Here is a 21694-nt window from a genome sequence, read left to right as displayed (position 1 = left end):
ATCTCCTTTACACCCTCTGCGCCACATACTCGGCGATTTGGTCGACTGTCAGGTCGGACACATAACTTCCGTCTTCCATCAGCAGGGACTGGAAGCCTATTTTTTTTCCATAGAACTGTTCGATCGCGACACAGAGCTGGATAATGTCGACCGAAGCGAAATCCAGATCCTCGACCAGGGACGTCCGGCCAGATATTCCATCGGCCAGATCAAGTCCCCAGTCCTGTACCAGGTTTTCGATGATTTCAATCAGTGATTTTACGACGTTTTCTTTGTTAACAGGTGACATGTTTGAGATTCCTTCCTGATAAATGTATTGTATGCGGTAAATTCGTTCTGTGGTAGTTTTTTTGCAGGATTTTTAAAATGAAATTTTTTCGTCCTGGCAACCGGGCATCATATATGCAATGTCCCATTTTTAATGGGAATACAATACTCTGTCGGGAAAATCCTGATTTTACAGACGCGGCTGGTCCGCATCCATAGTGGAAAGACGGGGGGGCGACCTGCGTTCTTCCTCTTGAAATATGGGCCTGGCGCGTACCCCGTGGCTGCTTACTGTCAGGGTGAGTCGATAGCCAGGGCTGCAATGCAGGATCCTTCTTTCAGTATGGTCACCGGTACCTGGTGTTCGCCGAGGTTGACTACTGCCTGGAGCCATTTTTTGTTGAAAACAACCTTGTACTGTCCAGGGTCGCCCTGGAGACCCTGTTTGAAATATTTTGCAGCAGCCTCTCGGGCACACCAGACATAAAACATTTTTTCTCGTCTCTGTTCCTTTTCCAGTCCTTCCAGCATACTCTTTTCAGAGGGGCTGAGTGTTGCCGAGATCAGTTCGATATCAAAAGGTCTGTCGAGATGCTCAAAATCGATACCTATATCCCGGCCAGGAGGAGCGATGGCGGTCAGAGCCATCTGCCGGTCATGGCTGAGGGATATTTCCGGCAGGGTAACGTTGAGATCCACAACCGGTTCAACGCTGGGAGCCCCGCGCTCATCATGAAGTACAATGAGATCGGCCGGGAAGACGCTCAAGCCCTTGTGGTTTCTGAGCCAATGAATGACACCTTCCTTGATACAGATGCGCCCGAAAAGCCATTCCATCTGTCTATGTAATGGTTTGGACGCCATCTCGATCCAAGTTTCGTATTCTTCCCAGCATAGCAGGGCTTTGGCGAGAATACGCAGAAAAATACGCCCGGACTGGGCACAGAATTTTTCCGGCAGATAATCCAGCTGCCACAGGACAACATCATCCTGCCGCCCGGCAAAGGGGCGTCCCAGTCTACCCCGTAACGGATCCTTGCGCACCTCATAAAATCTCTGTGAAACAGAGAAAAAAATACAGGACAGGCCCGACATCCGGAAAACGATGTTGCCCCGGTTATCAAGACACTGGTATTCCCAGAGATGGTCTCCGGCTCCGGAGCCAGGTGGTTTTCTGCCGGTGAGAGTAAGGTCGTCAAGATGAGCGGGCTGTTTTCCGTAGAATTCGATCCGTTCTATGGTCGATGGAAAAGAGTTGAACGCCGGACCCTCCTGGTGAGCGATCCAGTAGGCTGCAAGTTGCCCGGTAGCGTCCAGCAGTACAGGGTTGAGGATCATCTCCGGAGTCATTTCTGGTTCAAAAAATCCGGTCAGGCTCAGGGTATTGAGCTCGGCTTCAATACCGGTTTCGGACCAGGCCGTAATCTGGCGTATACTTTGAAATGTTGGCCCGTGAAACATGCCGGTAGTATAAAGTTCGTCCGGCCGCCATCGGTACTTCCGGCCACCCGTCAGGGGAGGTAAGGGTTTAAGGAATTTATCAGCCTGGAACGAGAAAAGAGCTGTCACCACCGTCTTGCCGTCGTGCAGAATAACGGCTCTGTATTTTTCCGGCATATCCCCAAGACGCTCAGCCCGGACATCAAGGATGATTTCATCGGTATCAAGAGCAATCCAGTCAAAAGATTTGATGTTTTCTATTGCCTGTAACTCGACGGTCCCTGCGACAAGAGCACAGGCTTCGGCCATTATTTCGAGACTCACCATCAGGGGAACGCATGAAAGGCCGCCCATGTCTTCCAGGAGTGAACTGCGGCCGGAAAGAATGTGATCCTGCAGAAAATGATCTGCAAAAACATCAAGCACTGATCGCGCCACGCACTGATCGCTGTCAAGCTCTTCTATGATATCCAGAAAAGGGGCTGATACCTCGTCCTCGCGAACAGGTTCTTCCCGGAGGCCGGCAAGCGGTCCGGCCGTCTGCCGGCTCCACCGGTCTGGTTCGTGCGTCTCTGGAGGAAAAGATGTATCGGTTGCTGTGGGTTCGCTGACTCCTTCCATTTCTGTTTGCGGGAACGGCATGACTGTGGATCCGGGATCCCCGAGGGTCTGGGAAACCGGAACGACGCTGCGCAGGGCCGCTACATCATGGTCGTCCAGGTGCAGTACCGGCATGGTGTTATCAAGGAGTATGCCGGTTGCCGTATCTTTTTCCCGGGCGATAGTCCGGGTGCGATACAGCTTGTCGAGGTTGATTCCCACTCTGCTGACATAAAGGAAGCCAAGGACCGTGAGAAATTGTTGGAGACTGCTTTTTTTTCTGACATTGAGCGGTAGTGCGATCGCGTCTTTTCCTGTCAGGATATCGTTAACAAAGGCGCTGAGGTTCGCCGAGGGGCCTACTTCAACGAAACATCGGGCACCATCCTCGTACATTCTGCGGACCGTTTCCGTGAACCGCACTGTAGTTGACCACTGTCTTGCAGCCAGCTGTCTGGCCTCCTCGGGAGTGTCAGGAAAGAGAGCTGCGGTAGCGCACGAGTAGAGCGGTGTTTTCGGGGCACCGAGATTAATCTGTTCGTAAAATGTTCTGAATGCCCTGGAAACCGGAGCAAAGCGCGGCGTGTGGTACCCCCGGTCAAAAGGCAAAAGGATGCAGATGCCCCCCATCTGTACAAGATCGTTCTGGAGAGTGGCAATGCTCTCCCTGCTCCCGAAAAGTACCAGTTGGCTGGTACAGTTATCCATGGCGATTATCGGGTCTCCCGGAGCTTGTTCAAGTTGCCGGAGAATTGTTTCCCGGGGCAGAGCGCCAACGGCAAGCAGTGCTCCAGTGGGAATGTCACCGGCGGTCTGAACCTGCTGGTAGACGATGTTCAGCTCTTTTATAAGTTCTGCCAGTGAAGATTTTCCGCTGGCTCTGATGGCACCCGAAGCAACCAGGGCCGAGGACTCTCCGGTGCTGTGGCCGACCATCATGTCGGCCCTGACGCCAAGATGCTCCAGCAGTGAAAAAAGCGCCTGGCTGCCGATAAACACTGCCTCTGAGCCGATATCCATTGATTGAAGTTTCTCTTCGAGTGAAGAACGTATCTTTTTTACATCTTCATCCAGTGGCGGAAAGAGGATATCGGTGCGCGATATTTCCCCATCGCTGTATATTCCGTTCCAGCAGTCAAACCATTCCCGTACCTCGTCAAAGTAGGTGGTGAGTTCAAGAAGCATATCCTGATATTGAGACCCTTCACCAGGGAACATGAAGGCCAGTTTACCGTCCAGGGGACGGGATGCGAAGGAGATGGAATTGCGTAGAGTCCAGCTGGCCTCCCTTCGGTCGACAAGGTTTTTCAGGGCGGTTTTTATTTTCTTTTTGAGGTCCTGCCTGTTGGCTGCCACAAGAGCCAGGCGGTGTTCCTGCTGTTCGTCTTCGAGAGCCAGGATGGCGGCCATGGAGTCGAAGGACTGTGGTGTGTCGGTATCAAGCGAAGAAAGAAGGTCTTTCAGCTTGTCCTTGAGGGTGTCTTTGTCGGGGGCTGAGAACACAAATAGCTCCTGCGGCCAGTTCGAAGAGGATTTCGGTCTTCGGGCATGGTCAGGTGCTTCTTCCAGAACAGCGTGAGTGTTGATACCGCCAAAACCAAAAGCGTTGACGGCTGCTCTGCGGACAAGGTTCGGGCTGGATATCCAGGGGCGGACCGAGGTGTTGATGTAAAAAGGCGTGGAGCCTATATCAAGATCCGGATTGACCTTGTCGCATATCGTCGGGGGCAGTATGCGGTGATGCAGGGCCAGGGCAGTTTTTATGATTCCAGCTATGCCCGCAGCTGGAATACAGTGACTGATCATAGATTTGACGGAACCAAGAGCGATGTGCGGCAATGGTCCACGGCGCTGCCCGAACACATTGCCAAGGGCTTTGATTTCTGTCCTGTCGCCTAGAGGAATGCCGGTGCCATGGGCCTCAACGAGACGCACGGTCTCTGGGTCGACCCTGCATGACCTGTAAGCTCTTTCGATGGCCAGGGTTTCGCCCTCGACACTCGGTGCCAGCAGTCCCTGTCCCCGGCCGTCACTTGACTGCCCTATATCCCGGATGAGGGCATAGATCCTGTCTCCGTCCTCAAGGGCGTCTTCGAGCTTTTTCAGCGCGACAATGCCCAGGCCCTCTCCCAGCAGGGTGCCGTCGGCATCGGCTGCAAAGGGGCAGACCCTTCCTTTTTGGCTCAAGGCACCGAGCTCTGTGAATATGATCGCGACTTCGGCGGGCAGAGACGCGTTGACGCCGCCCGCCAGCATCAATCGGCTCCGGCCGCTCCGTAGTTCCTCGATGGCGGCATTGAGTGCCAGCAGGGAAGAGGAGCAGGCCGCGTCAATCAGATAGTTGGGTCCCTTGAGATTGAGCCTGTTGGCGATCCTGCCGGTCATTACATTGGGAACCAGGCCGGGATAGATGTCTGTATTGGATTGTGGCAGTCTGGCCTCCAGGATTTGCCGGATTTTTTCTTTTCCGGCCGGAGTGAGGCCGGGAAACAGTGCTTCCAGCAGCTCCAGGGTCTGATCAAGCACGATATGGTGCTGAACCATGTTGACTTGACCTCGATGCAGGTAGGTGCTGTGTCCGAGGATGATACCGGTTTGTGAGTGATCATGGTCATCTCCGAGATATCCGGCATCGGCCAGGGCTTCCCAGGCAACCCGAAGGGCAAGAAACTGATCCGGTTCCCCGCCGTCCAGGGATTTGGGCATGATACCGCTTAGTCGTGGATCAAAACGGTACAGGTCTTTGAGATAGCCGCCCTTGGCTGTATGTATGCGGCCAGAGTCGATGTAACGTCCGGCTTCCCATTCAGGGAGCGGGTCATCCACAGCATTGACAGACTTGAGGATGTTGTTCCAGAAGGATTTGAGATCCGGAGCCTGGGGAAAGATACAGGCCATGCCGATGATAGCCACCGCTCCGTTTGTTCTGATGCTAATTTGTGACACAGGCAGTGCCTCCCAGGCGGTTCAGTTCTTTGCTCGACACACAGGTGAGACCCTCAATCTTCAGGACCACATTGCCTTTTTTGCCGGTGAAAAATATATCGGCCAAGATGATATTGGGTTCCTCGGTTTCCTGGCGGCAAAACTCCATGGACAGTTTCGGCGGCAAGCTATCATCATGTCTTATGATGCGGCCGAATCGTACCGGCAGAGCGGATTCACCACGAAACATTCTGGCCCACAGTAATCCCATCTGCGGAGCTGCGTCGAGTACTGCCGGATCCAGGATCCACCGGTGGTCCTGTCCATCAAGATTCGAGAGCCACTCTTCCGGCTCACTGCGGCGCAGACCGGCAAGAGCCCCGGCGCCAGACATTCCATCTATGTGCTCAATCACTCTGAAGGCGGGACCATGGAACAGCCATTCATCATATGCTTTGGAAACTGCAAGTTTTTTTTCCTGGTAAAGATCTGCCCGGGGAAGACGGTTTGCGGTTGTGGGTAGTTTCCGGGCAAGCCGTACCGTGCAGCGGTAATGGACAATCTGTCTGCCGTTTTCTCCGCTCGATTTCAGGGCGGCCTTGACGAGAGCCTTGTCTTCAAAAAACTCTACAGGGTCTAATTCGAGTACTGTTTTCTGGCTTGAGTCGGTTATCTTGATGCCGTTCAACATTCTGAGGTCAATCAACTCGACAATTTTCAGTCCGGGATAGAGGGGGGACACTCCTTCGGCGATTATTTCGGCAGCGGCAGCTGCCGGAAGCACCGCTATCCCGTCTATCCGGTGTTCGTTTAAGAACCTGTGCGTGGTGTCGGGACGGAGAGTTATTATTTTTTGCCTGGCATCAGGCGGCAGTATTTTCTTGCGGGTGAAGAAAGGAGTGGATGCACTGGCCGGAAACACCCGGCCCTTGTCAGATTCATGCTTTTCCCATTTTCCACGGCCGCAGATGATTTCCACTGTCCTGTCTTGCGGAGCCAATACCTCGTTTGCGAAAAGCTTGCGCCCTTCGTCTCCCTGGACCAGGGCCACTCCCTTTTTCTGGAATTTTTTTTCGGCTTCCGGAGTGACCATGCCGGAGCCGTGCCTGGTCGGTCCCCAGGGACCCCAGCAGAGAGCTTTGACCGTGACATGCGGCGGCCATATTTTTTGTAACTGGCAACATATTCTGTTCATCAGTTCATTGGCCGTGGCATAGTCTGTTTGACCAGAGTTACCATATCTGCCGGCCACTGAGCTGAAAACAGTGAAGAATTTCAAAGAGTCCGGGCGAACGTATTTCTGCAGCAGCATAAGTCCGATTACTTTTGTTTCGACTACCCGGGACCAGCTCTCCGCAGTTTTATCTTCCAGTAACTTGTCTTCTATTACTCCGGCACCATGGACGATACCGTGGATGGCGCCGTATTGTCCGTACAGGTTTTCAAAAAGTGTTTTGACGCCATTTTCGTCGGTAATATCCAGCTGGCAGTAGATTGCGTTCGCTCCTTTTGAACGGAAGTCCTCCAAATTGGCAACTAATTCTCTGTCCGATAAAATTTTCATGGCCCGGTGTTTGATTTCGGCCGGTGTGAGATCAAGCCTGCCGGCCCGGACCTCTTCTATGAAATAGTGTTGGATGTCGGTCAGGGTTACAAGTTTTTTCAGTTCCGGAGGTTCCTCCTCCGGCAATCCGGTGCGTCCGGCTAACACCAGTGTGTTGCCCGGTTGCGCCAGGACTCTCAAAGTTTCTGCGGTGACACCTTTTGCTCCTCCTGTGGCGAACACCACCATGTTTGCCGGCATGTTTCCTTTATGTTCCGGGATGAAGGCCGGGACTGTTTTGAAAATTGTCCGTTCGCCCCGTGGATAGCCGACCTCCTGCCGGCCTCCGACGAGTTCTGTCTCTGCCAGTACCAGTTCCGCCATACGTGAAGGTTCCAGGTCAGGGTCCAGGTCAATCGCCTTGAGACGGAAATTCGGTTTTTCCTCCAGGAGGGACTTGATAAAACCTGCAGTGCCCCCCTGCAGGGAAAGTCCACCGTGCGGCACTGTAAGGCGGCAGAAGGAGCCGCCAAGACCGCTGATGGAGACAATATGGGCATTTTCATGTAGAAGCGGTAACGTCCGCTGCAGCAGCAGGAAAAATGATTTTTCGCTGGTGAAAAGTTCTGCCCGCCACTGGTCGGATTTCGTCTCCATGGGGAGCCATGGGGCCGAGAGTGGAGCCGCATGAATTATACCGGCAAGCTCTCCGGCGGGTACTGTCAGGGCGGCACACCACTGTTCCAGGCTCTGTTCGTCCTCCAGGGCCTGGCACGGAAGCAGGATCGGCTTGCAGCCCTTAGCGGACAGCAAGCCCGCCAGCTCGTCGGCGAGCCCCATGTCATCCCCGGTGATTATAAAAAAACCGGTCGTCAGATGGGTTGCCGCTTTCCCATCCAGGGGCTCGGCTACAGGTTCTATGATATACCGGGACGGAAGGTCTGCGGCCAGTACCTCGTGCTCCGCCCCGGTTTGATCAAAAGGGCGCGAATCCTCCTCCCCTGTCAGCAGGATATCAACCATGCCCTTCAGGGTCGACTGGGTGTTCAGTTGAGAGCGTTCTTCCTCGCCCATGGACTGGACCCGATCTTTGGGCAGAACCTTGAGCAGTTCTCCCACAATTTCAACCCGCTTGATGGAATCGATCCCAAGATCAGCTTCCAGGTTCTGTTCCAGCCCTATCATGTCTTGCGGGTACCCTGTTTTCTCTTCGACGATTTCGAGCAGGGCGGCCGTGAGTTTGTCCCGCTCCATTATTCCGGCCTGGGAAGGGGGGGCGTGCCTGTCATCATTTTTTTTCCGGTTGACCCCGGACTTGAGGTCGTCGCCGGTGGCCGCCGGAGCTGGCTTGTCAGCTATGTCCTTTCCCGGGGCCTGGCTTTGGATAGTGGATTCCGGGCCGGCCTTAGGCTGCGGAGGCCTGGCAGTCAGATCGGTTGAAGGGCGGGATGGGCGTCGGGGCACGCGGAGGGTATGAGAGCGGCGCCGAGCCGGGGTGACGCTCCCTCCTCCCTGCAGATACATCGACATGACCCGTTCCTGCGTCTCAAGGAACTGGCGCATCATATCGAGATAGTTTTCCATTAACTCCGCATGGTCTGCAGAGTCGCCTTGGTGTTTATCCATATCTGGAGTCTCCTTTTTGGGCAGATTTTGTTTTTTGTTTGATTCCTCAATGGAAACCAGGTCCTCAATCGTCACGCCAACCTGGCGGACAGGTTCATTGATCCTTCTCGCTCCGCTGCCGTTGAGCAGCCATAGATGATCCGCCCGGGGACGGGGCCTGGAAAGAGAAGACACGTCCAGGGGATTCCCGATCAGGCAGTCTCTACCTTTGAAAAGAGGGTTCAGGTCGATCTGGTGACCGGCACATATCAATCTGCCAAGCATGTGCAGTAAACCGGAAAGACCGGCTCCCTTGTCCTCGGATGAGATGATATTGCATGGCACATCCTCCAGAATCTTTTTCGTCAATCCACCAAGAATTGATTTTGGTCCCAGTTCCAGAAATGTTCGGGCCCCGTCTGCATACATCCTCTTTATTTCATTGACGAATTCCAGAGGACTGGCCAGATGCCTTGTCATTGTGGCCTTGATGCTTTTCACATCATCCGCATGCGGCCCGCCCGTGGTGTTGGAATAAACGGGCATAGTGCCTTGTTTCCAGTCCGTTTTATCGATCACGGCGGAAAATTCGCCGGTTATTCCTTCGATCAACGGCGAGTGAAAGGCGGCCGAGACAGGAATCATGACGCTTTTGATTCCGGCATCGCTGAATTCTTCCACAGCCTTCTTCACTTTGGCGGTCGGCCCAGAAATCACGCTTTGCAACGGCGCATTGTGGTTGGCAACCACCACTTTTCCGACATTGGAGAGAATCTTTTCCACCTGCTCTCGCGGAGCCATGACAGCGGCCATGGTTCCGGTTTCCCTGTTATTTGTCCCGATATCGGCAATGAGTCGGCCTCGACGGACGGAAATGTGCATGAGTGTCTCAAAATCGATGATACCGGCGGCGAATAGGGCCACGAATTCACCGTAACTGTGACCACCCGCCATGTCGGCAGTAAGGCCAAATAACTCTACCATCAGGAGCCACAGGGATGATTCCACAGCCCCAAGAGCCGGCTGGGCAATGTCGGTGGAGGTGATTTTTTGGGCAGCATCTTTTTGAGATGCTTCGTCGTAACACCCCTTGGGAAAGATGAAATGACTGAGATGGTTGCCCGGAGCAAACCGGTTGGTAAAATCGTCCCTGGTCACGGTGTCGGCTTTTGCCAGTGTGTCGGCGATCAGGGGGAAGTGGAGGGCAAGTTCCCGCAGCATATCGGGATACTGAGCCCCCTGGCCGGGGAACAGGACAGCGAGTTTGCCCCCTCTGACCATGAGGCCGCTGTGATAAATTTTCGGGCCGGGATCGTCCTGCTGGCCGCTGAGATATTCCGATGCCCGGGAAAGTTTGCGTCTCAGGTCGGAAAAATCAGTGGCGACGATCGACATCACTTCCCTGTCAGAAGTCCAGCGGGCCGCAAGGCTGGCGGCCAGATCCCTCAGCTCCACCCGGGAGGAGGCGGCCGCATCCTTCACTGTGTTGATCTGTGTTAGCAGCTCTTGTCTGTCACCAGCGCTGAAGGCCAAAAGCTCGCAAGGCCAGTTGTCCCGGACTGCCTGAAAGAGCCATGGCCTGTATTCCTCCGAGTATTCTTCAAGCACAACGTGAAAATTTGTCCCGCCAAAACCAAAGGCACTGACCGCTCCTCTGCGTGGAGAGTTGGTGGAACGGAGCCAGGGACGGGGTTTGTCGGGCAGGTACAGCGGGGCGTCGTTGTGGAGAAATATTTCCTGCGGCTGGTTAACGCCACAGTGCGGAGGCAGAACGCGATGGTGGAGGGATAGAACCACTTTGAGCAGCCCCGAGATACCGGCAGCCGCTTTCGTGTGGCCGATCAAGGTTTTGACCGATCCGATGGCTGCCTGCGCGGGTCCGGCACCATGTTGCTTCAGGAGAGTGGCTGTGCTCTCCAACTCAGCCACATCACCGATTGCCGTGCCTGTGCCGTGTGCTTCAAACAGCTCGACCGATTCAGGGCCGAAGTCCAGGTGTTCATAGGCACGTTTCATAGCTCTGAGCTGTCCGGCCGGAAGAGGAGCTGTCAGTCCTTTGGCCCGTCCGTCACTGCTGCCGCCGACGCCCTTGATGACCGCGTAAATCCTGTCCCCGTCGCGCTTCGCGTCCTCCAGGCGTTTAAGTGCGACCATGGCAATGCCTTCCGAGATAACGATCCCATCGGAAGAGGCGTCAAAAGTTTCGCATCTGCCCCGCGGAGAAAGCGCCTGGGTCTTGCTGAAGCACATGTATCCGAAAGGCCCCTGGACTGTGTCGACCCCGCCGGCCAGGACCATATCACTGCGTTTGGTCAGAAGCTCAAGGGCTCCCTGGTAGATTGCAGCCAGAGAGGAGGCACAGGCGGCATCGGTGGTGAAATTTACCCCGTGCAGGTCGAGACGGTTGGCAATTCTGCCGGCAATCACATTCAGCAGCAGGCCGGCAAAGGTATCTTCGGTCCATTCGGGCAGCCGTCTGGCGGTGTCTTCAGGAAGTTTTCCCATGAATCTGGGTAATTCAGATCTGAGACCATACTGCATACCCACATCGCCGGTGCCCCCGCTGGCCCCTATGATTACGGAAGTTTTTTCCCGGCAGAACGGTTTGCCGGGATACCCCGCATCCTCCAGGGTCTGCCTGGCGATTTCCAGGGCCATAAGCTGCATGGGATCCACATGGTTGATGGAATTGGGCGGCATACCGTAGCGGGAAGGATCAAAGGGAAGATCCTCAAGAAAGCCTCCCCAGCGTGAATAAATTTTGTCTTTAGCGTTCCTGTCGCTGTCATAATACAGTCGCCAGTCCCACCGGTGGGCAGGTATTTCGTCAATGGCGGTCTTGCCGTCCAGAATGTTTTCCCAGTACTTTCTGGTGGTCGTTGCTCCGGGTAGCAGGCAGCCGATGCCAATTATGGCGATGTCCAGAGGTTTACTTACCCTGGTCTTAAGGGAAGCCTGTTTGGGCAGCCGACTTTCGAGGAGTCTGATCGCCTCCTGGGTTACTTCCCGGTGAAGCGTGACTATGTCGGTTGGCCGGTCACGCAGGATCGCGACCTGTCCAACCATGTACATCCCTTCTTCTTTTTGCTTTGTTTCATCAAATTCACAAAGAGAATCGGACTCGTCCAGCCTCCCGCAACCTTTGGAGGCAATTCTCAGCCGTCCCAGGACCAGGTTGTCGAGTATGCGCCTGATTTCCTCCTGGGATTTTTTTTCCCTCTGAAGCTGACGCTGCTTCTGGAAAAAGTACCTGGCAAATCCTGTGGCAGCACACCTGCTGGCATGTCCCGGACCTGTTTCCAGGCTTACCGTCTGATCGCATTTTATCACCTGGTCCTGGAAGGTTTTAACCAGAGCCCTGGAGGAGACTATCTCTTTGGTGAAGAGGTAGGCGCTTCCCATCAGAATGCCTATTTTTACACCCTGGTCGACAAGCGGCGCCGCCATCACCTGAACCATTGCCGACGAGAGTGCATCATGGATGCCACCAGCAAAAAGTATTTCGACGCTCTCCGGAAGAATTTTCTGTATCGCCATCTCCCGCTGGAGACGTTCAATCATGGAACTCCACAGGACCAGGCTGTTGACCGGTCCGATGTGACCACCGCATTCACGTCCTTCGAATATGAAACGGCGACAGCCCTCCCGGAGAAAAAGAGCCAGAAGCTCCGGCGCCGGGATATGCAGGAAGGCATGTATCCCCTCCTGTTCAAGACGGGCAGACTGTTCGGGACGTCCGCCAGCGACAACCGCGTATCCAGGATGGTATTTGCTGATCAGGGTAAGTTGTTCGTCCAGCAGCTCTTTTTCCGCGAATCCCAGTAGGCCGACACCCCAGGACGCCTTGCCGAGCATCATGGCTGTTTCCGAAAGAAGGTTTTCCAGCGGTTTACCGCGCATCAGGGCCAGTCCCAGGACAGGCAGACCACCACCCCTGGATACCGCCGCGGCAAATTCGGCTCGGTCCGAGACCCTTGCCATCGGTCCCTGAACAACGGGAAGAGGTGTGTTGAGAGATCGGGCCAGTGGAGAGTTTTCGGCCAGTGATTTTTTAGCGACCGCTATGTCAAGACTGGTGGCCACCGCCCTGTCCACCTCCTTGAACAGGGCCGATAAGACGCCGTATCTTTCACGCCATGGACCAGCGAAACAGATGTCCTGGCCTACAGGAAAAAGTCCGGATGAGGGCTGGAACCAGCCCGAACGGCTGCGGACCAGTTCGGCAAGTTCCGGCTGCGTCCTGCCTGCGGCCTGGTCGATGAATGCGAGGACCGAACTGTTGGCTCCAGGTCTGCGCAGCAGGCGAAAGAAACTGCCGCTTTCGTTGTCGCCAACGGCCACAGTCTCGTTTCCGGAAAGGTTCTGCAGCAGAGGTTTCAACTGCAAGGCAAGGGGGGACTCCTCCATGAGCAGGATCTGGCTGTCGAAGACCCCGCCGGCAGCACCAAGGGCAGCGGCAGCGGCGGCGACCGAAGGGGTCAGGCCACCTCGGATGAAAACAGGTATATCGCTTTTTCTGAGCCAGTGTTGCAGAAGGATGAAGGTTGAATTTTCTCCAACAAAGCCTCCGGCTTCATTACCCTTGAGAAGAAGAGCATCTATGGCAAGGTCTTCCGGTCTGTCGGGCCAGTGGCAATTTCTGGTTTCGACCAGAACCTTGATGCCATCATTGCGCAGTTTTTTGACTTTGTCAGCTGGCGGGAGATTTTCGGAGTCCACGATCAGCCACCGCAGTCCGTGGCTCAAGTATTCCCTGACCAGGTCAAGCAGCTCGTCTTCGACGGTGTCGAGCTTCAGCCCGAACTCAGCCGATGTCTTTGCAGCGATAAAGTCCAGCTGGCTGGCAATGGTCTTGGCCGTGTCTGCGCTCTGGAGAAGTTCGGTGTTGAGAATACCGATACCTCCGGCTCGGCAGGCGGCCACAGCCAGGGTCCCGTCACAGAGACCGGCTGGGGTGAAGACAAATTTTGTGAACTTGTTGTCCTTCATGGTTGATCCTGTGAGAATCTGGTCTCCGGGTACGTAATGGTTCCTGTTCCTTCGGAGATGAGTCGGTGGAAGAGATAATTGCCTTCTCCTCCCTGGTTTGCCTGTTTTGTGGAAAACAGACCTTATAATTGGGTGATGAGTTTTGAAAAGAGAGAAGGCTGACCTTGTGAGGATCTATGGACGCTTGTGCGGAAAACATCTATTACCTGGGAGAGGGTTGGAGATGTCGCGGGAAACCGTGGCGTGAAAATCGTACACTGCAATCTGTTCTGTGGGGGGATCATGCGAAAATCCTCGGGTATTTTCATACGTAGCATCTGAAGGTAATTCTGTGAAAAGAAAAATCAAAAATATTGTGATAACCAGCGAAATTCAAAAAATGGCTGAGCCGATATTTACTATCATCACAATTTTCATTGATGGCGTCCTGAAAAGTCCGACCTGCTGCATTGTAGCGGGTACGGCCAATGCTCAACGTGCAACAGGTACGCCTCCGCTTGGCCGACACCGCTACACATCGGAGTCCCACTCCGTTCGTTTACCTGTATATCGAACTGTCGAAGGTCTCGCTTCGCTTGCTATCTATGTTTAACAATCTTTAAAGCGTAATGGACTATTTACGAGATCATCTATTTTCTTGGTCAGGAAGTAGCGTGTCGACTTTGATCAATTGCGGTCTCAATTTCAAGTAATTTATTCATCAACTCGTGGTCTATTCATGATTTTTTGTGCAAAGTATCATCTGTCAACATTTCCAGAAGCCTTTGTGACCGGGGCTGTTGCCTTTTCAGGGCACCTGTTGCCAACAGGTCAAACTCTACCCGTCGTGAATGGTTTTGTAAAATATCGTTTAAGACGGGTGTGTACGGTAATTACAAGTACCGAAATTTTGTTCATGGTATCTCTGCTTTCGGCCGCCCGCCGCTGTCGGTTGTGCCATGCCAGGAGCGGCATGAGAGGTATCCGTTCCGGATCAGCCTCGTCATGCAAGAGAACTGTTTTTGTCTATGCAAAATGCGTTCCTTTTTTTGCCTGTGGTTGCGGTAAGATCTGGTCCATGGTCTGGTATTACCTGCTCGATAGATGCAGGGGAGCGAGAGTTCAAACGGCCACTGAAGATACGTGCCCGGATACTCCATGCAGCATGACTCCGGTAGGTGGATGTGGAAACATTGCTGTGCTCGTCCATGACTTCAGCCTGTTTAATGTATCTGTTGAGGAGGCCTGCTGATTCATCTGCAATGGAGAGAAATCATTTTTTTGGCTTAATCAGAGTAAATCGTTTATATTCGGAATATGTTTATACTGAGTGCAGTGAATTTTTTGTACGGATACATATCCTAATCATAGCCGCTGAATCAGTGGTGGCATATCTATTCTGGTCTGTTTCTTCACGTGAATAATTTTTCGTCTTACTCTCTCGCAGTGGGGGAAATCTCCGCCATGGCAGAGTAAAACCGACCGTTCTTTGACAATTTGACGACATTTTTCCTTTTTTTCTTATAACGCACTTCCTCCCTGTGTAGTTATCGTTTTTCGATTTTTCGGCGCTACTTGTCAGGCCTTTGAAAGATTATAGCGCTTAATGATACTGCCTCAAGAGTCGGTTCAAAATGTCCAGATATCCAGCGTACAGCGCTTTTTGCCTCACCCTTTCTTATCTGCATTGGGAGTTGTTCATGGGAAAACATCATCGTCAAAAGGGACATGTCCTGAATCGAAAGCGGTGACATGTGCTATTTTTTAAGCGCGATCTGCTGGGACAGGTTGCCAAACCGGTTGATGCACAGTCTGTCCTGGGCCAGCCCTGAGCGGCTTGTATGGAATTCGTTGTTAAATTGCTCAATGATAAACTGTAACATTTGTTTAATCTTTCGAGAGAGCTCTTTTTTAGGCGAGTATTCAATTTGTTCCCGTTAAATTAATATATTGGTCTCGGTTTCCTGAAAAAATTACTGTTGTTTTGTCACGGATTGAGGCACAGGAGGAGGTCATGGCTTTTTACACTCTCAAAACAAAACTTGGCATTATTCTGAGTGTTTTTCTGGTATTCATGCTGCTTGGCAGTTGCGCGAGTGCAAGAAATAAACGGTTCGGAGGGCGGGAGAGCCGCGATTACGACAAGGCCAATATCGCTGTCTGTGCACAAAACATAAAGCCGGTAACATCTGGATATGGTGCTGAAGGTCCCTATCAGGTGGGTGTTCTCAGGATGAGAAACCCCATGTGGCGCCGAAAACCGATCCATGTGTTTTACCCCGAGGGATACGGTGGTAAGGCCCCGACCATATTCTTCTCACATGCCTATGGGGCGACAAAATGGGAAACAGCCTATCCGGACTTGATCAGGAATGTGGTCAGTAACGGATACGTGTTTGTCTATGTGCCATATAAGACATTGAGAGCTGATGTCAACGAACGTTACGATACTTTGTGGAACGGTTTTCTGGCGGCTGTAGAAAGATATGGCAATTTAATGGATTTAAGTCGCGTTGCTTTTGTCGGCCATTCTTTCGGTGGCGGTGCGACTCCTGCGATGGCGTACAAAGGATTTGTCGAAAAAGGCTGGGGAGCGCAAGGACGCTTCATGTTCATTATGGCACCATGGTACACCTACAACATCTCACAGAATCAGCTACAAAATTTTCCCCAGGACACATTCTTGATGGTACAGGTGTATGATCAGGACAAGGTTAACGATCACCGGATGGCAATCGATCTGTTTAGAAATATTGCTCTGCCGAATCAAAATAAAAAGTTTCTCATTGTTCCTTCGCAGTCACACAATGGCTGCAAGATTGTGGCTGATCATGTAACGCCGGGAAAAAATCCTTTTCTTGCTCTGAAATCATGGGCAGTGTTCAGACCTCTTGCGTTTTTGGCGGATTATACATTTAGGCGCCGTGAAGAAGCGAGGAAAGTGCTGGCAGGAGATGGGAACTTCTATCCTATGGGTAAATGGATCGATGGCACCCTCTATCCCCCGATCAGGATAGACAATAATCCCCTGCCAGAACATCCGCAGAGTTTTTACAAGTTTCCGTGGAACAGCCGAAAAAATCCTCGGAAAGCGTATTCAAGTTTCTGATGAGAGAGGTCTGATATGAGAGCATTTGCAGTTGTTGCTGTGCTGACTTACCTGCTCCTGGGCTCGGCAGACACTGTCCTGTCGCGGCAGTTTCTCACCGGAACATTCACAAATATCGCAAGTACCGCCGAAGGTATGATTTCCCTGCGGCAACAAGAACATCTTCAAATCACTGCTGATGGTAAACAGCATCTTCTGGTCAACACGGGAAGTGATTGCGCCCCGAAAAGCCTGGTGTTGATGAGCGCTCCCAGGGGAGCAACACAATGGCGCGTTTCTTTTTCGCTGCGCGATACCGATCAGACATCTTCAGGAGATATATTCCTTGAAAACAACAGGCTTCATATCGCCTACAGGGATCTGTATGGAGCCATTATTTACGCCGAAACGATCTATGATGATCAGGCCGGAACATGGGGGCCGGTCCAAACCCGGGTGGTAACGGGCGCTGGAGAGCGCTCACGGGCTCCGACGCTGGCCGTGGACGTGAATGGCAGGGTTTATGTCGCTTACACCGTTGTCGATTTCACAGTAACCATTCATATGGCCTACAGTGATGATCCTCTGAATGTGTGGTATTATAGCGGTTATTCCTGGGGAAGCGAAAATTCCCTGGGTGCCAAGTCCGCGAGGATGATTGTTTCCGGCGAAAAAATCGGTTTAGTTTATACTGATGTGCGGTTCCTGGAGGGGCGAATACAAAACATGATGAAATGGTCGTCTCTCGAAGGAAATGATCCTGCGACCGGCTTATGGTCTGATAGGATAATCAGTTTTGGGGCAGCGGACGATCGGGATCCCTTTGGCAGTCATTTCAGTGTGGTAACTAACGGCTCGGGTAACATCTATCTGGTTTGGGCTGTGGACAGGACTATCCGGTTTTTTCGTTATAGCAATTCAACCGACGAGTGGTCTTCAGTGCCTGTTCTCGGAAATAGTTTCCGCACCGCCTATCTTCAGATCAGCAGACATGTAGACGGCCGTCTGTATACTATTTTCAATGTGGGGAGCTATCTGGTGGTGATGGAAAGTACAGACGAGGGAAGAAGTTTTTCGTTTCATTCGTTTTGCTGGCATGGTCTCCAGTGGTGGCAGGACTGGAGTAACCCCCGGATGGAAACGCCTTCTGTCTTTTTCGACCAGTTATCCATTCTCCAGCAGGTCGAAATACGGGGCTCTTCGTCGTCGAACTTGCAGGTCCTGTTTCAGTACCAACTGATTCCTTGACTGTTGTGTTTCATTTGATCCAGGCCTCGGTATTCCATGATAACCTGTAGCGTTCCTGTTCCTGGGGACAGCAGGGCAGGGCACAAGCAGGAATATATTTTGCCTTTCAGGGTTTAACCTGAAAGGCGATCGATTGTTGCTTTTTCAGCGGTTCTTCTTCATTCGACAGCCTGGATTCCTTCCAGCTTCCAGTTTTCCGTGCCCACGGGGCGGGCCCAAGTCCATTTTTCGGCAAACTTGACCGGTTCGGTCATGCTTCCTTCGATCACCTCGTCTGTTTTTTCATCCACAGTGTAATCCAGCAGGTTGGCGGTGAAGAGGATTGTGACAAAATCTTCACCGTTCATAGAACCAGCTTCGACAATCTCCACCTGGCGGATACCAATGGATTCCAGTTTGTTGATGATGCCTTTCTGCCGCATTTCGTCGAAATGCTGGGCATATTCTCTTGCAAGCTCTTTACCAAGCAGGTGGCCGTAACTGTCCAAGTCGCGGCGCATCCATCCAGCCTGCACCTTGAAAAAAACGTCGGAGGCCATTTCTTTGAAATGTTCCGGGTCAAATCCTGGGTCATGGGCCTGGATTTCGGCAAGACCTGTTTTCGCGGGTTCGCCGGCAGGCTGCACCGGTGGTGGTTCTGAGTTCCCCGGTTGACCTGTGCCTGCACGATCGTCATGCATGTCCGGGAAAGAGCCCTGTGCCGGCGGGGTCCGGTAGCCAGGACCGACGTTTGCCGCAGGCCTGGCCATGAACCGGCGATACATGAAATAGCCGATAATGCCAAGGATCAGAAGCGGCAGGATTCCCATTCCCGAGCCACCCATGCCGAACATGGATCCAAACAGCATGGCACCCAGGGCACCTCCCAGTAATCCACCGGCAAGTCCGCGGCCAAAGCCGGGCTTGTTGTCATTTACCTGTTTGGAGGGCTTCGTGGGAGTGGTTTTCTGGGGAGTGATCCTCTTGAAAGACCTGCCGCCGCTCCGGGAACGGGCATCGGCATACTGGGCGGTAAGGCCGGCCTCCATGAAGGCCAGTGTGAAAAAGACAACTAAAAACGGGGTCAGACGTCTAAGATACGTGAACATGTTTTTTCCTGTAAAGTTGGAGTATGGGTAGTTTGTGTCAGTCCAGAAATGGTCTTTTCGCCCGATTTATGCGTCGCTACGAAAAATAAAAATGCTCACATATGTCTAATATGCTGCGCTTTTTATTTTTCTATGCTCCTTGAACTCGAACGAAAATCCTCATTTCTGGACAGACACTAGTTTGTCTTTACAAACTACTACCTGGTTTCCGTTTTGTCATAATTTAGTGAGAAGTGTTGAATAAGGATGTGTTGCAGACAAGGTTGCTGACCAGGGTTGAACCTGTGGCCGCTGGTACTGGAGGTCATGCTGACTTCATGGCCTTGATAAAACTGTCCGCCTCCTCCATGGCTTTTTCCATTTCCTGGATCAGTCGGGAAATATCCGTCTCCATCCTGGTCAGCTCGGTCTGGAGAGATGCAATGGCCCGGGCATTGAGGTTGTGCTTGAGAAAGAGAACCTGGTCTCTCAATGGCTGAAGGACCGGATCGATTCTGGATTCGGCCTTTTTCATGGCCCGGATCAGCCTGGTGTACTGTCTTTTGGTCTGCCGAAGCTGTTGTTCACTGGCCTGTCGCAGGCTGGCGCTTGCGTATTGATCGAGTTCGGTCTCCCATTCGTCGAACAGGGCCTCGGCCACATCTTCCACCGCATCGATACGGTGACGTACTTCTTTGGCCTGTTTTTCTATCCGTTCCAGTTCTGCTTTGAGTTCAAAGTATTTTTCCTCCAGCGCACCTCCCTGAAAGTTGAGCACGCTGCTGAAATGCTCCAGGGCCGAGGCAAACTGTTCCTTGGTTTCTTCCTGGCTGTCCCGGGCGGCCTGGACCCTGTCGACAAGGATGTCGCGTTTGTGGATGCCGACTTTTTCCATGGCGTTGTAATAGACCTTGGTGCACCCGGTAACCAGGAGAACAAGACTACAGATCAGAATGATTCTCAAGGGGGCAGACATGAATAGCTCCTTGGCAATGTCCATATTTTACAGGTTGTGACAAAAATAGAGCATTTACCGGCAATCTGCAAGCGGATGCTCAGAAGCGACTGGCCAGGGCCAGTCGGATGCCCAGGCCAATGAGAACCCAGCCCATGACCTTTTCCGTCCAGTGCCCAAACCGGATGGCTCCCCGCCGTATTCTCGCTTGAGTCAGAACCATGCTCAGGCCACAAAACCAGGTCGCGGTGGCCAGCGCCATGTAAAGGCCGTAAAAAAGTTGAATGCCATGCGGGGTTTCCGGCTTGATGATCACTGAAAACAGGGAGAGAAAGAACAGGGTGGCTTTGGGGTTGAGGACATTGGTCAGGAATCCGGTCCGAAATGCCTGCCAGGCAGTATATTCCCTGGTTTGGCCGGGCACGGCCTGGTTCGTGGCCGGAGCGTCTGGCCTCGACCGGAGGGATTTCCAGCCGACGTAGAGCAGGTAGGCTCCCCCAGCCAGTTTGATGATGCTGAACAATTCGATCGAGCGGGATATGATCAATCCCAGGCCCATGAGGGCATAGGCCACATGGATCAGGATTCCGGTGCCGATTCCGACGCTGGTCCAGAGCGCTGCCTGGCGGCCTGCCACCAGGCTCTGGCGCAGGACCATGGCAAAGTCCGGCCCAGGGCTGGCGACCGCCAGCAGATGCACCAGGGCAACGGTCAAGAATTCGTTGAAATACTCCATCATGAATTTTCTCTTGTTAGAGGGTAGTCCTTGGGGTCCAGGCCTTTCAGGGCCTTTTTGGTGGTCTCGAAACCAACGGTGATCGCCTCCTCGGCCCGATCGAAGTCGAGCAACCGGATATGGCTGAGCCGTGGCTGGATAAGCAGATTGGGAGGGTCTACCACGAGTCTGGCCTCGGTGATGTGTTTTTCCACGATATTGATGGAAGCCACCAGGACTTCGTATATGCTTGGCAGGGTTTTCTTCTGATTACGGTTGCCGTTGATATGCAGGCTGTGATTCAGGCCGAGCATGGCCAGCCGTCGATTCAGCATTTCGACCAGCCTGCTTGTCGACGCGGCAAGGAGATGTTCTTTCCGGGGATCAAAAGGCGGTTTGACCGTCCGGGAGGTGATGTCCTGGTGCAGGTCCACTGCGATCACGTAATCCGCGCCGGCCAGCCGGGCCACGCTGACCGGTACCGGGTTGGTCAGGCCGCCGTCAACCAGGTAGCTGTCTTTGTATGGTACCGGGGTGAACATGCCGGGAATGGCGATGGAGGCCCGTACCGCCTGGAGAATATCCCCGGAATCCAGGACAACCTCGCCGCCCGAGCTCAGGTCCGTGGCCACTGCGGTGAAGGGCAGGGGCAGGTCCTCGATTCTGTCCCTGTTGTTGAGCATCTGCCGGACAAAACCGTTTATCTTGGAGCCGTCGATAAGCCCGGAACGGGGAAAGACGATGTCCAGGTAGGCGATCACCTGTTTCCAGTCCATCTTCAGGGCCCTGGAACGCAAATCCTCTATACTGCCGGCAGCATAAATGGCACCAACCAGGGCGCCGATACTTGTGCCGACCACCTGGTGAATGACGATATCTGCCTCTTTGAGAGCGGCTATGACGCCGATGTGTGCCCAGCCGCGAGCTGCACCGCCGCCGAGTACCAGGGCTGTCCGCATGTTTGCCTCCTTTCAGGGCTTAGTGGGTGTGGCGGGATTGTAACACAGCAGGGGGGATATGTCACAGGGGCTTGCCGCTTTGCGGCTTCTGTTTTTTGTATGCCTGGCGGAGAGAAGAACAGGACGGTTTTTTGTTTTCAGGTCAACCGTGTTGCCCAAAACAGACAGTCTTCCTGCACGGAAACACAAAAAGGTCTTGCCTATAAGGGAAAGTTTATTACATTTCTTCAATCTGTGAAGCCTGTGTCGTGGCCCGGTTGCAGGGCTCTTGCACGGCAGGAAGCTCCTGCCGCGGCTCCGGTCCCGTTGTTATG

10 protein-coding genes are annotated in these 21694 nt (G+C 53.1%); 2 read left to right on the top strand and 8 right to left on the bottom strand.

The features are described 5' to 3' along the window. Positions 1-7: 7 nt before the first annotated feature. The 4 genes from ACXJJY_RS03875 to ACXJJY_RS03860 all read right to left on the bottom strand — a co-directional run bounded on the left by ACXJJY_RS03875 (position 8) and on the right by ACXJJY_RS03860 (position 15231). Positions 8-289, bottom strand: coding sequence for an acyl carrier protein (locus ACXJJY_RS03875; RefSeq protein WP_456385392.1), 282 nt, complete (start codon positions 287-289; stop codon positions 8-10). Between the two features lie 272 nt (positions 290-561). After that, positions 562-5253 carry a type I polyketide synthase gene (locus tag ACXJJY_RS03870; protein WP_456385391.1) on the bottom strand — a complete coding sequence of 1564 codons (4692 nt, stop codon included), beginning with the start codon at positions 5251-5253 and terminating at the stop codon, positions 562-564. Then, positions 5240-13369 (bottom strand): SDR family NAD(P)-dependent oxidoreductase, encoded by an 8130-nt coding sequence (locus ACXJJY_RS03865; RefSeq protein WP_456385390.1) that lies wholly within the window; start codon positions 13367-13369, stop codon positions 5240-5242. The genes ACXJJY_RS03870 and ACXJJY_RS03865 overlap by 14 nt, the downstream gene beginning before the upstream one ends. A gap of 1736 nt (positions 13370-15105) precedes the next feature. Continuing rightward, entirely contained in the window at positions 15106-15231 is a 126-nt protein-coding gene (locus ACXJJY_RS03860; RefSeq protein ID WP_456385389.1) for a hypothetical protein, read from the bottom strand. Between the two features lie 131 nt (positions 15232-15362). Between ACXJJY_RS03860 and ACXJJY_RS03855 the strand changes: the two genes are divergently transcribed. Next, on the top strand, positions 15363-16457 hold the full coding sequence (locus ACXJJY_RS03855) for an alpha/beta hydrolase (RefSeq protein ID WP_456385388.1): 1095 nt from the start codon (positions 15363-15365) through the stop codon (positions 16455-16457). 15 nt (positions 16458-16472) lie between these two features. Further along, the gene (locus tag ACXJJY_RS03850) at positions 16473-17684 is read left to right on the top strand and encodes a hypothetical protein (RefSeq protein ID WP_456385387.1); all 1212 of its coding nucleotides are present in this window, start codon (positions 16473-16475) and stop codon (positions 17682-17684) included. A 158-nt stretch (positions 17685-17842) separates the two neighbouring features. Here the strand turns inward: ACXJJY_RS03850 and ACXJJY_RS03845 are convergent, their stop codons facing one another. The 4 genes from ACXJJY_RS03845 to ACXJJY_RS03830 all read right to left on the bottom strand — a co-directional run bounded on the left by ACXJJY_RS03845 (position 17843) and on the right by ACXJJY_RS03830 (position 21380). After that, complete coding sequence (locus ACXJJY_RS03845; RefSeq protein ID WP_456385386.1) at positions 17843-18772, bottom strand: Tim44 domain-containing protein; 930 nt, start codon at positions 18770-18772, stop codon at positions 17843-17845. A gap of 304 nt (positions 18773-19076) precedes the next feature. Then, positions 19077-19727 (bottom strand): DUF2959 domain-containing protein, encoded by a 651-nt coding sequence (locus ACXJJY_RS03840; RefSeq protein ID WP_456385385.1) that lies wholly within the window; start codon positions 19725-19727, stop codon positions 19077-19079. Between the two features lie 79 nt (positions 19728-19806). Continuing rightward, positions 19807-20442: a LysE family translocator gene (locus tag ACXJJY_RS03835; RefSeq protein ID WP_456385448.1), complete on the bottom strand. Its 636-nt coding sequence runs from the start codon at positions 20440-20442 to the stop codon at positions 19807-19809. Then, positions 20442-21380, bottom strand: coding sequence for a patatin-like phospholipase family protein (locus ACXJJY_RS03830; protein ID WP_456385384.1), 939 nt, complete (start codon positions 21378-21380; stop codon positions 20442-20444). Before ACXJJY_RS03830 ends, ACXJJY_RS03835 begins: the two co-directional genes overlap by 1 nt. Positions 21381-21694: the final 314 nt, after the last annotated feature.

The sequence above is a fragment of the Desulfolithobacter sp. genome (genome assembly GCF_054025815.1).
Note: the sequence above shows the minus strand (reverse complement) of the source record. Positions and strands in the feature narration are given on the sequence as shown.